Raw genomic sequence first — 14,058 nt, 5'->3', positions numbered from 1 at the left:
TCCCTCCGCGCATACAAGCGATTCGTCATCGTCGCCTGGCAGTTTCTCCCGCTCTTGCTCGCCTACGCCCGTGACCGACGGCGCTTCCTCCTGTTCGGTCGCCCCCGGCGGGTCGACCCCGAGACGCACCGCCGTCGGGCCGAGCGGTTGCTCGAGTCGCTGCTGACCCTCGGGCCGACGTTCATCAAACTCGGCCAGTTGCTGTCGACCCGCCCCGACGTGCTCCCGCCGGCGTACATCGACACCCTCGCGTCGCTCCAGGACGACGTGCCGCCGGCACCCTGGCCCGGGGCGAAACGGGTGCTCGAGGACGAACTCGGGCCCATCGACGAGCGCTTCGCGGAGTTCGACACCGAGCCGATCAGCGGTGCGAGCCTGGGGCAGGTCTACCGAGCGCGTCTCGACCCCGAGACCGAGCGCGGACGGGCCGAGAGCAGACGGGCGGAGACGAACGCGGACGTCGGCCGCGACGTGGCGGTGAAGGTCCGCCGCCCGGAGATCGAGGCCCTCGTCCGGGCCGATCTGCGAGTCATCAAGTGGTCGCTGCCGATCCTGCTGTACTTCGTCGACGACGCTCGTTCGTTCTCGCTCGAGAACCTCGCCGAGGAGTTCTCGAAGACGATCCGCGAGGAGATGGACTACGAGCGCGAGGCGGAGATGCTCGCCGAGATCCGATCCAATTTCGCGGGCGACGACCGGTTTCTCATCCCCGACGTGATCGAGAGCCACTCCGGCCCGCGCGTGCTCACGATGGAGTACATCGAAGGGACGAAGATCAACGACCTCGCGGAACTCGAGCGAAAGGGGATCGATCGGACGGCAGTCGCGGAGAACCTGGAGCGAGCGTACCTGCAGATGATCATGGACGACGGGGTCTTCCACGCCGATCCGCATCCGGGAAATCTCGCGGTGACCGACGACGGCCGGATCGTCTTCTACGACTTCGGGATGTCGGGGCGAGTCGATCCGTTCGTCCAGGAGAAGATCATTGAGTTCTACGTCGCCGTCGCCAACCAGGACATCGACGCGATCCTCGACGCACTGATCGAGATCGGGACGCTCTCGCCCGACGCCGACCGGGGCGTGATGGCCGAAGTGATGGAGATCGCCATTCAGGACGCCCGCGGGGAGGACGTCGAGCAGTACCGGGTCAACCAGATCGTCGGACAGATCGAGGACTCGATCTACGTGTTCCCCTTCCGTCTGCCGAAGAACCTCGCGCTCGTGTTGCGGGTCGCGACCGTCGTCGAAGGGGTCTGCGTCACCCTCGACGAGAATTTCGACTTCATCTCGACCGCGACCGACTACCTGACCGAGCAGGGGTATCGCGAGGAGTCCATTCGGCAGTATCTCGACGAAACGGGCCGGCAACTCCGCCGGTCAGGCGAGTCGCTCACGCGGCTCGCGCCCAAGGCCGAGCGGGCGCTCGATCGGCTCGACCGCGACGATCTCCTCGTCCGAATCGGCGTCGAGGACAAAGAGAACGTCTTCGACCGGCTCGCAAAGCGGCTGGTCTACGGCATGTTGCTCACGATGTCGCTGTTCTCGATGGGCGTGCTGTACGCCCTCGAGGCTCCCAGGGGATCGGTCGTCGCCGCGGTCTTCTCGGTGTTCGTAGCGATCCAGCTCTACCGGTCGTTTCGCTCGCCCACATCGATCGGTACCCAGCCCCAGTTCACGCGACAGAACCTGCGCCAGCGTCGCGGCGAGGAGTAGTCACGACGTTCATCGCCGAACGTAACCAGATGTTCATCGCCGATTGATGATCCACTCGAGCGGAGTATTCCTTCCATAACAATAGCTGTGTATCCGGTCTGGGACGATAATGGCGACAGTACTGCTCGCGAATCCGAACGCCGAGGTCGTTAGCTGTGACGGGCGACGCTGGATCCTCTGTGGAACACATCGGCGTGCGCTTCGGTCGGAGATCGAAGACGGAGCCGACTTTCGGGACGTCAAAGCACGACACGATTCGCTGCCCGGTGAAGGAACGATCATCGCCCTCTCGACGCGTGCGGACGAACCGACGATACGGGCCCACCGCGGGATCACGTCCGCCTACGAGGTGTTCTACTGTCTCGATTCGGGCGGCGAGCCCGTCCTGACCGACCTGTTCCGGAACGCGCTCGCCCGTCTCGAGCCCGCCGATCGGACGGTGCCGGAGCGCGCGAAAGCCGCACACCTGCTCTACCGAACCGTCCCGATGGAGTCCTACATCGAGCGTATTCACCGGCTCGGTCACGGCGAGACGCTCACCTGGTCCCCGGGGGAAACGACGCCGCGAACGGAACTGACGGAGACGCTCGAGCCCGAACGGGGACTGTCACCAACGAGCGCACACGAACGGCTGGACGAGGTGCTGTCGGCGGTCTGTGCGCCGGTCGCCGAGGAGGGATCGCTCATGCTCTCCGGCGGCATCGATTCGACCGTCCTCGCGCCCTACATGGCGGACCCGACCGAGAGCGTCACCGGCTCGTTCGACACGCCCGAACTGGAGTTCGAACGGGAGTACGCCGACCGCGCCGCCGCTCTCGTCGAGACCGACCGTGAGATCGTCGAGATGTCCGAATCGTCCTACCTCGAACGGCTCGAGGCGGCCGTCGACGCGCTCGGGATGCCGCCCCACCAGCTCCAGACACCGACGTTCGATGGTATTTATCGCGAATACGACGGAAGCGATACACTCGTCAGCGGTCAGGTCGCGGACGCTGTCTTCGGGCTGAGCGGCCAGCTCGACGTCGCCCGAACGGTGTGGCGGACCCGTCACCTCCGGTACGCGCCCCCGGTCTTTGAGAAACTTCAGCGGCACCGATCCGAACTCGAGAAACTCACGCGGCATCCCTCGGACCCCGACGGACAGGCGCTACGCTTCGCGCTGTACACGAACCGCCCATCGGCCGTCGATGCGCTCGGTCACCGGGAGTACGCACGTCGGCAACGGGAGCGCTACACCTATGCGATGGATCGCGTTTCCGACGCGACCGGCGACAGCTACGCTCGTCACGCCCACGTCGGCCAATGGGTCGACTTCTTCTGCGAGGACGCCGTCACCGTCTGGCGGCAGGCCGGGTTCGCCCGCGGCCACGAGATGTACACGCCGTTTGCGGGCAAGGCGGTCGCCGAACTCGCGCTCGGGCTCGACTCGCCGGACCGGTACGTCCACGACGGCGAGCCAAAGCACGTCCCGAAGCGTCTGCTCGGCGAGTGGTATCCCGATTACGACCAGAGCAAACCGAAGGGCAACGGCAACTTCCCGGCCGACCGATTCCTGTCGTCTGGCCCCCTCGCATCGATCTTCGACCGCTATGACGTCCCCGAGTTCGCGCCGGACATTCCCGGTGAGATCGTCGACCGCTCCGCCGGACTCGCGTGGAACCTGGCCGGCTACGCCATCTGGCGCGACCGCGTCCTGCGATCGGACGACCTCGAGCCCGCGCCGCACAGCCGGACCGTGTCGGTTTCCGATCGCGCGACAGCGCCGCGGTCCGATATCGAATCGGTGTGAGTGATCGGCCGGCGTGACGCTGCACGCCGTAGCATGACGTCGCTCCCTCCTCCCTCGAGCCGTCACAGCCACTGCAGCCGCCGGACCACTGCAGCCACCAAGTCGTTGAGCCACCGCAGCCACTAACTCACCGCCCCATCCCGTTCGCCGAAGCTGCCACAGCGGCCAACCTTCTTTCCGCAGCGGACCGAACAGCCCGTATGGACTACGATCGGATCGCCGACCTGCCGCTGACGATCGAGTCGGTCGCGAGCGAGCGACTCGAGCGGGAGACCTCGAGCGAATTTACTCGCGTGACGACCGAATTCTCGCTCTCGGGGCCAGCATCGGGCGACGGTGGCACGATCACGGGTCGCGGCGAGGACGTCACCTACGAAACCGAAGACCACGATCGGCTGGCGGAGACGGGGCTTCCGGACCTCACCGGCGACTACACCGTCGGGTCGTTCTCCGAGCGACTCGCGGCCCTCGATCTCTTCCCGGGCGGCGAACCCGACCGCGAAGTCTTTCGGAACTACCGGCGGTGGGGTCTCGAGAGCGCCGCGCTGGACCTCGCGCTCCGGCGCGCGGAGACGGATCTCGGGAGCGTGCTGGATTGCAGCGCCGATCCCGTCCGGTTCGTCGCCAGCACTCGCCTCGGCGAGCCGCCGACAACCGATCGGCTCGAAGCGCTGCGCGAGCGGGTTCCCGACCTCGAGTTCAAGCTCGATCCCACCGCGGCGTGGGACGCCGGCCTCGTCGCGGCCATCGAGGAGACGGTCGGCACCGACGCGGTCCGTATTCTCGATCTGAAGGGCCACTACGAGGGGACCACCGTCGACTCCCCGGCGGATCTCGAACTGTACAAACGCGTCCTCGAGGCGTTCCCCGACGCCGTCATCGAGGATCCCGCACTGACCGACGAGACGCAACCGCTGTTCGAAAATTCCGCCGTTCGATCCCGCATCTCCTGGGACGCGCCGATTCACGGCCTCGCGGATATCGAGGCCCTCCCGTGGGAGCCCAGTTGGTTGAACATCAAACCCTCCCGTTTCGGCTCGCTCGAGTCGCTGTGTGAAACGATCGCCTACTGCGAGGAACGCGATATCCGGCTGTACGGCGGCGGGCAGTTCGAACTCGGCGTCGGCCGCGAGCAGATTCAGCTGCTGGCGTCGCTTTGCTACCCCGACGGTCCCAACGACGTCGCCCCGCGGGCGTACAACGATCCCGCGGTCGGGAACGAGTTGCCCTGGAGCCCGCTCGAGCCGGCAACCGATCCGCTCGGATTCAGGTAGGAATCGACCCGTGACGGTGAACGCAGCGGGACTCGAATCGACGCTGTCCAGACGAACGGCTCGGATGGACTGACTTCGGTATTCCGTCGGAACCTACTGTCAGTGGCCAGTAGAACTTTCAGGATGTCTGACGAATCGAAGAAGTCCGGGTTGGACTGGATGGATGTGAGTTCCGCGGTCCAGCCTGGATGTGAGTTTTTTCACCCGGACATCCTTCCGGTTGCGGACACTCCTATGAAAACATATTGATTTTCGCTATCAGGCGGCGGGATTCCCGTAACCGCCGCTCGAGGAGACTCTCTTCTGACACCTCGATCGAACGGCTCGATGTGCTCACTGCGGTGCGCTGCGTGACGAGTGAGACGAATCGGCCCTGTACTCCTGCCGGCGGTCCCTGCTCGTGCGATTCGCTGTGACCGGTCCGACAAACCGTGATATCGACTGCCATTCGGCAGTACAGCACACCGAACGCCCCCCAGCGGCCATTCCAAACGGTTTATGGCCGTCGGTTGATTACGCCGGGACATGGCGAAACAGCAGACCGAAGTTCGCGAACTCCAGGAAGGGAGCTACGTCATGATCGACGACGTGCCGTGTAAGATCAACGCTTACTCGACTGCGAAACCAGGCAAACACGGGAGCGCCAAGGCCCGCGTCGAGGCCGTCGGCGTCTTCGACGGCCGAAAACGGTCGCTCTCACAGCCGGTCGACGCGAAGATCTGGGTGCCGATCATCGAGCGCAAACAGGGACAGGTCGTCTCGGTCGACGGCGACGACATGCAGATCATGGACCTCGAGACCTACGAGACCATCACCATGCGCGTTCCCGAGGATCAGGACGTCTCCCCCGACGAGAACATCGAATACCTCGAGATGGAAGACCAGCGAAAGATCGTCTGATGTTTCCCGGGGCGACCGACGAACGCGAGGCGACCGACACGGCGGATCGATCCGATCGTGACGGTGATACCGACGCGCAAGGGCCCAAGCCCGACCGTGTCGGCGCGAACTTCGCGGTCGTCGGTGCGCCCCTGGACGCAACGACGACCTTTCAGCCGGGGACCCGATTCGGGCCCCAGCGGATCCGATCTTTTGCGACACCGTTCGACGATTACGACCACCGGACGGACCGGCGGTTTTCGGAGCTCGGCGTCGTCGACCGCGGCGACGTTCGCGCGTGGAACGACGTCGAAGCGTACCTCGAGTATCTCACGAGCAGCCTGCGAGAGTCCGTCTGGAACGACGCCGTCCCCCTGACGCTGGGGGGCGAACACACCGTCTCGCTCGCCGGTGCACGCGCGGTGGAACCCGAGGTGTTCGTCTGTCTCGATGCGCATCTCGATCTGTACGACGCCTACGACGACAATCCGCTCTCGCACGCCGCCGTGACGAGGCGGATCCTCGAGGACGTCGACTCCGTCGAGGAGGCCATTCTACTGGGCGTCCGCACCGGTAGTGATTCCGAGTGGGACCGTGCGGCCGCGGACGACGTGACCGTCGTCCCGCCCGAAGACGTAGCGGAGTGGGGGCCCGACGACCGGCTCACGGACCGCGAGGTCTACCTGAGCGTCGATATCGACGCCGCCGATCCCGGCTACGCGCCCGGAACGGGGACGATGGAGCCGTTCGGCCTCGAGCCCCGCGAACTCCGCGACGTCGTCCGAACCGTCGCCCCCCACGCCGACGGCTTCGACGTAGTCGAGGTCAACGACCGCGACGACGGCCAGGCGGCCGCGCTGGCCGCGAAACTGGTTCGGGAGTTCGTCTTTTCGCATGCCGACGGGTGAAGCGGACTCCTCGTTCCCAGTCAGCCAAGTGCGGTGGCGCGTGCTGAGCCACAGTGAGCGGTGAGCGAACTGTGGCTCAAACGCACGCGAGGGATGAACGAGCGAGCGGAGCGAGCAAGTGAATCGGTTGGGGAGGGTGTGGTCCCCTAGTTGTCGCGATAGCAGAACGCCATTTTTCAGAGCCACCTCTCTCTGCGAGAGTGCATGCTTTTCCTCCTCCAAACGAATCGCTCGGATATGATCGAGGCGACGCTGTGTTTCCCGCTCCGAGATGGCGGTGCCGAAACCGGTCCCGAGGTCTTGTTGATCGAGAAACGCCGCGGATTGGGCGAGGGCTGGTACAACGGCCCCGGCGGGAAGTTCGAACCCGGCGAGTCCCCTCGAGCATGCGCCATCCGCGAAACCCGCGAAGAAGTCGGCCTCGAGGTCACGGACCTCGAGAAGGCGGGCGAACTCACCTTTCTACTCGACGGCGAGGGCCACACCGTCTGTCACGTCTACCGCACGCGCTCGTTCGACGGGCAGCCGACCTCGTCCGAGGAGGCCTACCCGGAGTGGGTTTCCGTCGCGGACGTCCCCTATGATCAGATGTGGGAAGACGACCGGCTGTGGCTGCCCGGCGTGCTCGAGGGGAAAACGGTGGTCGGGGAGTTTCGGTTCGAGGGCGGAAAGCCGCTGGACGAGGCCGAATTCGTCGGTCACGACCTCGAGTGGGACGTTTCGTTGTAGTCGATACGGTGACTCTATTACCGAATTATGGCTTCAGCACGACCTTCCCCGAACTCTTCCGGTCCTCGATGTACTGGTGAGCCGCCGCCGCGTCCTCGAGTGCGAACGATTCGCCGAGGATGATCTCGAGGTCGCCGCTCGCGAGTCCGTCGGTCAACTCGGGGACGGCTTTCATGACCCTGCCCGGATCGTGCATGGAGGCCTGCCCGAGGTGGAACCCTTTGACGGTCTTGTTCTCGAAGAGCAGCCGCTGGTTACTGACTTCAGCGGGGACGCCGCTGGCGACGCCGTAGGTGACCATCCGTCCGAAGTGGCTCATCGCGTCGAGGCTGCGCTCGAAGACGTCGTCGCCGACGCTCTCGAGGACCAGATCGACTCCCTCGCCGTCGGTTTCCGCCTCGACTACCTCGCGGAAGTCCGTCTCGGTGTAGTTGATCGGATGGTCGCAGCCGAGGTCCGAGGCGAGCTCGAGCTTCTCCGCGGTGCTCGCGGTGCCGAAGACCTCAGCGCCGGCGTTCGACGCCAGCTGGACGGCGGCCGTCCCGACTCCGCCCGCGGCGGCCTGGATCAGCACTGATTCGCCTTCCTCGAGGCCGCCCCACTCGAAGAGACAGGCGTGGGCGGTGAGGAACTGGACGGGGAAGCCGGCGGCCTCCTCGAAGCTCATCGCCTCGGGGATCGGAAAGAGTAGCCCTGCGTCGACGGTGGTGGATTCGGCGTAGCCGCCGGTGTCGAGCATCGCGACGACGCGGTCGCCCGCCGACACGTCCTCGACGCCGTCGCCGACGGTATCGACCGTTCCCGCGGCCTCCATCCCCGGCACGTAGGGCGGCTCGGGACCGCCCGGATAGTGGCCGCGCCGTTGCATGATGTCCGCGAAGTTGATCCCCGCCGCCTCGATGTCGATGCGAACCTCGCCCGGCCCCGGCTCCGGTCGATCCGCGTCGATGACCGCGAGCCGATCGCTGTCGCCGTACTCGGTTACCTCGATCGCTTTCATACGATGTGCTACGCGAGACTCCCGCATAAAGCTCCGAGAACCGGAGTGAACGAACACTCCGTTGTGCGTTTCTCAGACCTGTGGTGTACCCGCTCGAGGTGACCGCTACGGATCCGGCGACGGTTACGACAGCGACGACTACAGTTCGTCGATAATCTCGTCGGCGAACCTCGACAGCGCCGCCTCGCGGTTGTCGTTCCGGATGCCGACGATCGCGTGATCGAGTCCCATCGCCTCGAGTCGGCCGAAATACTCCCGAAACCACTCGATGCCGGCCCGGAATCCGAGGTGCAGGTGTTCCGGGTCGGCCGTCGGGTCGTCGGTCAACTCGACCTGGACCGCGATGGCGAACGGCTTCTCCCCCGCGGCCTCGTGCCAGTCCGCGAGGTAGTCCTCGAGCGTGCGCTCGGGGAGGTGGTAGAACAACCAGCCGTCGCCGTGCTCGGCGATCCACTCCCGGGACTGCCGCGCGTGGCCGGTCGGAAGGAGCGGCAGCGTCTCCGTCGTCGGCTTCGGGACGACGTCGAGGTCCCCCTCGAGCGATCCCCACCGTCCCTCGAGTTCGGGGAACTCCTCGCGCCAGATCGTCCGGAGGGCCTCGACGGACTCGCGGAACAAGTCGCCTCGCTCCTCGCGGTCGACGCCGAAGGCGGGGTACTCGGGGTCGCGGTCGCCGGAGGCGACGCCGAGGACGAGGCGCCCGTCTGAAAGCTGGTCGACGGTCGCCGCGGACTTCGCGACGTGGATGGGATGGCGGAGCGTGAGGACGATGCTCGAGGTGCCGAGCGCGATGTCGTCGGTATGGGCTGCGACGTGCGAGAGCCACGGCCAGGCGTCGAACGTCTGGCCCGCGTCGCCGAACTTCGGCCAGTAAGTGGGGACGTCCCGCGCCCAGAGCCCGTCGAAGCCGACCGCCTCCGCGTGTTTCGCGAGGTGGAGTTCGTCCGCGACGTTCGGCTGCGAGCGGTTCGACCCCGTGAGCGGGAAGCCGGCGCCGAAGGTCAGCCCGTCGCTGTCGAACAGTCGTCGGTAGCCAGCGTTTTCGTGTCCACGAGTCGGCATTCGGTCGAGCTATCGGCTCCGGTCGGATGTCGATACCGGTTCGCGAGTCCGGACGGGGTACGCCTCGCCGTAGTCCTCACCGATCGACCCGATCGGGAGTCAGATATCGACGGCGAACGGGGCGAACTCGTGTGCACTACTCGCGAACGCGCCGAGCAGCGCCGCCACGGACTCGAGATCGTCGGTATCGATCACCTCCACGGGCGTGTGCATGTACCGGTTGGGGACGCTGACGACCTGCGAGGGGATCCCGCCGGCCGCGGTGAAGAAGCCGTCGGCGTCCGTCCCCGTCCCGAGTCCGAGCGCCTCGAGTTGCACGTCGAGTTCCCGATCGTCGGCGACCAACCGCAGCGCCTCGAACAGCACCGGGTGGTTCGTGCTCCCGCGTCCGAGAGCCGGCCCGCCGCCGAGTTCCATCCCGCTCGTCTTGTCGCTCGGCGCCGAGGGATAGTCGACCGCGTGGCCGACGTCGACCACGACGACCGCGTCGGGCTCGAGGTCGAAGCCGACCATCTGCGCCCCCTTGACGCCGACCTCCTCCTGGACGGTCGAGACGGCGTAGACGGTCGCCTCGGTGCCGGCCTCGACCGCTTCGCGGAATCCCTCGGCGGCGGCCCACGTCCCGACGCGGTTGTCGATCCCGCGGGCGGCCAGCCGCGTCTCCGAGAGCCAGGAGACCGTCGACGAGAACGTGATGGGATCTCCGATCTCGAGGCGCTCGCTCGCCTCCTCCTCGCTCTCGGCCCCGACGTCGATCCAGAGGTCCGATACGTCGGGGCCGTCGTCGTCCTCCTCGCGGAGGTGGATCGCCGTCTGTCCGACGACGCCCTCGACGGGACCGTCCGCGGCGTGGATCGTCACGTGTTGGCCCCGCGAGACCGACGGGTCGCTGCCGCCGATGCGTCCCGGTCTGACGAACCCGTTCTCGTCGATCGATCTGACGATGAACCCGATCTCGTCGGCGTGACCGGTGAGGACCACTTCGGGTGCGTCGGGATCGCCCTCGTGGACGGCGATGGCGTTCCCGTAGGCGTCCGTCCGAACGTCGTCTGCAAACTGTTCGACGTAGTCGAGCCACACGCGCTGTCCCCGCGTTTCGTAGCCCGACGGAGAGGGCGTCTCGAGCAGTTCGACGAGGAAATCGCGCGGCGAATCGTTCATATCCGTACTGGCGGATCGACGGACAAATACTATCGGCTAGGGGCGAACCGAGCGACGGTAAAAAATCGTAACGGGAATTCGATCGCCGAAGCGAGTCGATCAGTCGTCAGCGGGCGCGGCACCGCTGCCGCCTTCGGCCTGCTCTTTCGTCCAGGCGAGCTTGCCACCGGCGGCGAGGATTGCGCGCTCGCGTTCGGAGGCGTCGAGCGTTGCGGTGTACTCCTCGTCGCCGACGCGGACCGTGAACTCTTCCTGTCCGCTGGTGACGGCCTCGTAGACGTCGTCGACGATCTCGATCTGGTCGCCCTGATCGATGTTCTCGTAGGTGTCCTCGTCGATCGTCAGCGGGATGATCCCGAAGTTGAAGAGGTTCGCGCGGTGGATGCGTGCGAAGCTCTGTGCGAGGACGCCCTCGATACCGAGGTACATCGGACACAGCGCGGCGTGCTCTCGAGAGGAGCCCTGTCCGTAGTTCTCGCCGGCGACGAGGAAGCCGCCGTCGGCCTCGAGCGCGCGGTCGGCGAAGGTGTCGTCGACGCGGCTCAGGGTAAACTCGGAGAGCTTGGGGACGTTCGACCGGTACATCAGGATGTCCTGCGTCGCAGGGATGATGTGGTCGGTCGTGATGTTGTCCTCCATCTTCAGGAGCGCCTCACCCGAAATGTCGGTGCCGAGCTGGTCCTTCAGCGGGACATCGCCGATGTTCGGGCCCTTGATGAGCTCGTCGTCGACGGCCTCGTCGGGACTGATGAGGTCCGTCTTGGAGCCGTCGTACTCGTCGGGGAGCTCGACGCCGGGGGCCTCGAGGTCGCCGAGTTCGTCGGCGAGGTTGCGCGGATCGACGATTTCGCCCTTGAGCGACGCCGCGGCCGCGACCTCCGGCGAGCAGAGGTAGACGTTGTCGTCTTCGATCCCGGAGCGACCCTCGAAGTTGCGGTTGAAGGTTCGCAGCGAGACGGAGTCTGAGGAGGGGACGTGGCCGATGCCGATACAGGCACCGCACGTCGCCTCGGAGAAGTTGACGCCGGCGGCCATCATCTCCGCGACCCAGCCCTCGCGGGCGAGCATCTCGGAGGCCTGCTTGGAGCCGGGCGCGACGATCGTCTCGGTCTCCATCGAGGTCTCGCGTCCCTCGAGCATCTTGGCGACGGGGAGGATGTCCTCGTAGCCACCGTTCGTACAGGAGCCGACGATGACCTGCTCGACGGACTCGCCTTCGACTTCGCTGACGGGAACGACCTTGTCAGGCATCGAGGGCTGTGCGATCAGCGGCTCGAGGTCGGAGAGGTCGACGACGATCTCGTCGTCGTAGTCGGCGTCGTCGTCGGGCTGGAGCTCGACGTACTCGTCGCCGCGGTTGACGCGCTGGAGGTAGTCCTCCGTCTGCTCGTCGGTCGGGAAGATCGACGTCGTTGCGCCGAGTTCCGTCCCCATGTTGGTGATCGTCATCCGCTCGGGTGCGGTCAGGGTCTCGACACCGGGACCGGTGTATTCGAGAATCTTGCCGACGCCGCCCTTGACGCTCAGCCGGCGGAGCATCTCCAAGATGACGTCCTTCGCGGTGGCCCACTCGGGGAGCTCGCCCTCGAGACGGACGTTGACGACTTCGGGCATCTCGATGTAGTACGGTGCGCCGCCCATGGCGACGGTGACGTCGATCCCGCCGGAGCCGATGGCGAGTTCGCCGAGACCGCCGGGCGTCGGCGTGTGACTGTCCGAACCCAGCAGCGTCTTGCCGGGGGCCGCGAAGTTCTCGCGGTGGACGTTGTGGCAGATACCGTTACCGGGTCGGGAGAAGTGAGCGCCGTATGTACCGGCTGCAGAACGCAGGAAGCGGTGGTCGTCCGTATTCTTAAAGTCGAACTGATATGTCTGGTGGTCGCAGTACTGCGCTGCGATTTCGGTCTGGACCTCGTCTAGCCCCATCGCTTCGAACTGGAGCCAAACCATGGTCCCGGTCGTGTCCTGAGTAAGCACCTGGTCGATCTCGATACCGATCTCCTCGCCGGTCTCGAGTTCGCCCTCGACGAGGTGATCGTCGAGAATCTTCTCGGTGAGAGTCTGTCCCATAGCACCCAGAACTCGGCTTTCCGTCCTGATAAATCCAGCGTGTTTCTGTGAGCAGTGATCGCCGTGTGGGCATCTAAAGCGGAGGTTTTCGAGTAAGTATTGCCATGTGTGTAGTCGTTCGTCGATAGCAGTGAAAGAGACGCTGTATGGCCGTGCTGTGGCGGCTCGATCTCTTCTGACGGCGTACTCACGTGTCGAATGCTACCGAACTAGTGAGCCGGGTCGAACGGATACGTTTTTCTCGTCGCCGCGGCGTGAGAATGACAGCTATGTTCCGTTCCGGTGCATTCGTCGCCGACCACGTCTCGCCGACGACCGACGCGCAGATCCAGCCCAACGGCGTCGATCTCACCGCCGACGTCGTCTTCGAGCAGTTGGAACCGGGCCGCATCGGGCGGGACGGGAAACAGATCGGCGACCGCGTCGCCCGCCCGCTCGAGGAACTCGAGGAGAAGGCTCCCGACACCTACTACCTGCCGACGGGGACCTACGTCGTCCGCTACGGTGAACGGATCGCGATTCCCGAGGGTCACGTCGGCTTCGTCTATCCGCGGTCGTCGCTCATGCGCAACTCCTGTATGCTCAATACGGCGGTCTGGGACGCCGGCTACGAGGGTCGCGGTGAGGGGCTGTTGCAGGTCCACCACGACATCGAACTCGAGCGCGGGGCCCGGATCGCCCAGTTGGTCTTCGCCGAAGCGGGTCACGAGGACGTTTACGAGGGGAGTTACCAGGGCGAAAACCTCGAGTAACGATCGCCGAAGCAGTCATCACGCTCGCCGGGTACCGGTTCGCGTATTAACGCGTCGGATGCCGATTCGCGTATTGTTTTTCCCACTCCCGTGCGTACGCTCGAGTAACCCCCGATGATGGCGACCACCCACGTGTTTGCCGGACTCGCGGTCGTCGCCCCGATCGCATATCTCGTCCCGGAGTTCGCCGCTACGCTTGCGATCGGCTCGATCCTCGGCGGGCTCGCCCCCGATTTCGATCTCGTCCTCGCGCACCGGCGGACGCTGCACTTTCCCGTTGCCGGGCTCGCGGTCGCCGTCCCCGCGGTCGTCCTCGCCACGGTCGCCCCCTCGAGTCTCACGCTCGCTCTGGCCGCGTTCGCCGTCGCGGCCTGGCTCCACGCCGCCAGCGATTCGATCGGCGGCGGCCCCGAGATGGATCCGTGGAACGACCGCAGCGAGCGCGCGGTCTACGATCACGTCCGCGGGCGGTGGATCCGTCCGCGCCGGTGGATCCGCTACGACGGTGCGCCCGAGGACGCCGCCCTCGCGATTGCGCTCGCGATCCCGGCGCTGCTCGTCTTCGACGGTCGGTTCACCGCCGTCATCGTCGGCGGTGTGACCGTCTCGCTCGTCTACGCGCTCTGCCGACGGCGGCTGGTCGCGTGGACGCCCGACTGGCTCGAGTAACCAGTCATCGGCGATCGTTCAGGTCCAGCGACTCTCTTTCGATCCGAAG

12 protein-coding genes are annotated in these 14,058 nt (G+C 65.7%); 8 read left to right on the top strand and 4 right to left on the bottom strand.

From position 1 onward, the window contains the following. Window positions 1–54: 54 nt before the first annotated feature. From HYG81_RS27105 to HYG81_RS27080, 6 genes are all read left to right on the top strand, one after another. The gene (locus tag HYG81_RS27105; protein ID WP_180842759.1) at window positions 55–1,716 is read left to right on the top strand and encodes an ABC1 kinase family protein; all 1,662 of its coding nucleotides are present in this window, start codon (window positions 55–57) and stop codon (window positions 1,714–1,716) included. A 109-nt stretch (window positions 1,717–1,825) separates the two neighbouring features. Beyond that, window positions 1,826–3,505, top strand: coding sequence for an asparagine synthase-related protein (locus HYG81_RS27100; protein WP_180842758.1), 1,680 nt, complete (start codon window positions 1,826–1,828; stop codon window positions 3,503–3,505). A gap of 200 nt (window positions 3,506–3,705) precedes the next feature. Continuing rightward, window positions 3,706–4,779 carry an enolase-like domain-containing protein gene (locus HYG81_RS27095; protein WP_180842757.1) on the top strand — a complete coding sequence of 358 codons (1,074 nt, stop codon included), beginning with the start codon at window positions 3,706–3,708 and terminating at the stop codon, window positions 4,777–4,779. Between the two features lie 525 nt (window positions 4,780–5,304). Beyond that, window positions 5,305–5,679 (top strand): translation initiation factor IF-5A, encoded by a 375-nt coding sequence (locus HYG81_RS27090; RefSeq protein WP_180842756.1) that lies wholly within the window; start codon window positions 5,305–5,307, stop codon window positions 5,677–5,679. Beyond that, window positions 5,679–6,566, top strand: coding sequence for an agmatinase (speB, locus tag HYG81_RS27085; protein ID WP_180842755.1), 888 nt, complete (start codon window positions 5,679–5,681; stop codon window positions 6,564–6,566). The genes HYG81_RS27090 and speB overlap by 1 nt, the downstream gene beginning before the upstream one ends. Before the next feature lie 237 nt (window positions 6,567–6,803). Continuing rightward, a complete protein-coding gene (locus HYG81_RS27080) occupies window positions 6,804–7,295 on the top strand; it encodes an 8-oxo-dGTP diphosphatase (RefSeq protein WP_180842754.1) in 492 nt (163 codons plus the stop codon). Between the two features lie 25 nt (window positions 7,296–7,320). Here the strand turns inward: HYG81_RS27080 and HYG81_RS27075 are convergent, their stop codons facing one another. The 4 genes from HYG81_RS27075 to HYG81_RS27060 form a co-directional block, all read right to left on the bottom strand. Then, window positions 7,321–8,295: a quinone oxidoreductase family protein gene (locus HYG81_RS27075; RefSeq protein WP_180842753.1), complete on the bottom strand. Its 975-nt coding sequence runs from the start codon at window positions 8,293–8,295 to the stop codon at window positions 7,321–7,323. A 138-nt stretch (window positions 8,296–8,433) separates the two neighbouring features. Then, window positions 8,434–9,357 (bottom strand): LLM class oxidoreductase, encoded by a 924-nt coding sequence (locus HYG81_RS27070; protein ID WP_180842752.1) that lies wholly within the window; start codon window positions 9,355–9,357, stop codon window positions 8,434–8,436. A 99-nt stretch (window positions 9,358–9,456) separates the two neighbouring features. Then, a complete protein-coding gene (locus HYG81_RS27065; RefSeq protein WP_180842751.1) occupies window positions 9,457–10,518 on the bottom strand; it encodes a zinc-binding metallopeptidase family protein in 1,062 nt (353 codons plus the stop codon). 99 nt (window positions 10,519–10,617) lie between these two features. Then, a complete protein-coding gene (locus HYG81_RS27060; RefSeq protein WP_180842750.1) occupies window positions 10,618–12,588 on the bottom strand; it encodes an aconitate hydratase in 1,971 nt (656 codons plus the stop codon). A gap of 269 nt (window positions 12,589–12,857) precedes the next feature. Here HYG81_RS27060 and HYG81_RS27055 point away from each other — a divergent pair, with 269 nt between their 5' ends. Next, entirely contained in the window at window positions 12,858–13,340 is a 483-nt protein-coding gene (locus tag HYG81_RS27055) for a deoxyuridine 5'-triphosphate nucleotidohydrolase (protein ID WP_180842749.1), read from the top strand. Window positions 13,341–13,454: 114 nt separating this feature from the next. Beyond that, on the top strand, window positions 13,455–14,009 hold the full coding sequence (locus tag HYG81_RS27050; RefSeq protein ID WP_180842748.1) for a metal-dependent hydrolase: 555 nt from the start codon (window positions 13,455–13,457) through the stop codon (window positions 14,007–14,009). Window positions 14,010–14,058: the final 49 nt, after the last annotated feature.

It is taken from the genome of Natrinema zhouii, assembly GCF_013456555.2.
GTDB classification, from domain to species: domain Archaea; phylum Halobacteriota; class Halobacteria; order Halobacteriales; family Natrialbaceae; genus Natrinema; species Natrinema zhouii.
This window is presented reverse-complemented; position numbering and strand designations above follow the sequence as displayed.

Excerpts from the sequence above, each read along its gene's own strand:
- HYG81_RS27100 (WP_180842758.1), top strand. The coding sequence starts at position 1,826 with ATGGCGACAGTACTGCTCGCGAATCCGAACGCCGAGGTCGTTAGCTGT.
- HYG81_RS27095 (WP_180842757.1), top strand. The coding sequence starts at position 3,706 with ATGGACTACGATCGGATCGCCGACCTGCCGCTGACGATCGAGTCGGTC.
- HYG81_RS27090 (WP_180842756.1), top strand. The coding sequence starts at position 5,305 with ATGGCGAAACAGCAGACCGAAGTTCGCGAACTCCAGGAAGGGAGCTAC.
- speB (WP_180842755.1), top strand. The coding sequence starts at position 5,679 with ATGTTTCCCGGGGCGACCGACGAACGCGAGGCGACCGACACGGCGGAT.
- HYG81_RS27080 (WP_180842754.1), top strand. The coding sequence starts at position 6,804 with ATGATCGAGGCGACGCTGTGTTTCCCGCTCCGAGATGGCGGTGCCGAA.
- HYG81_RS27075 (WP_180842753.1), bottom strand. The coding sequence starts at position 8,295 with ATGAAAGCGATCGAGGTAACCGAGTACGGCGACAGCGATCGGCTCGCG.
- HYG81_RS27070 (WP_180842752.1), bottom strand. The coding sequence starts at position 9,357 with ATGCCGACTCGTGGACACGAAAACGCTGGCTACCGACGACTGTTCGAC.
- HYG81_RS27065 (WP_180842751.1), bottom strand. The coding sequence starts at position 10,518 with ATGAACGATTCGCCGCGCGATTTCCTCGTCGAACTGCTCGAGACGCCC.
- HYG81_RS27060 (WP_180842750.1), bottom strand. The coding sequence starts at position 12,588 with ATGGGACAGACTCTCACCGAGAAGATTCTCGACGATCACCTCGTCGAG.
- HYG81_RS27055 (WP_180842749.1), top strand. The coding sequence starts at position 12,858 with ATGTTCCGTTCCGGTGCATTCGTCGCCGACCACGTCTCGCCGACGACC.
- HYG81_RS27050 (WP_180842748.1), top strand. The coding sequence starts at position 13,455 with ATGATGGCGACCACCCACGTGTTTGCCGGACTCGCGGTCGTCGCCCCG.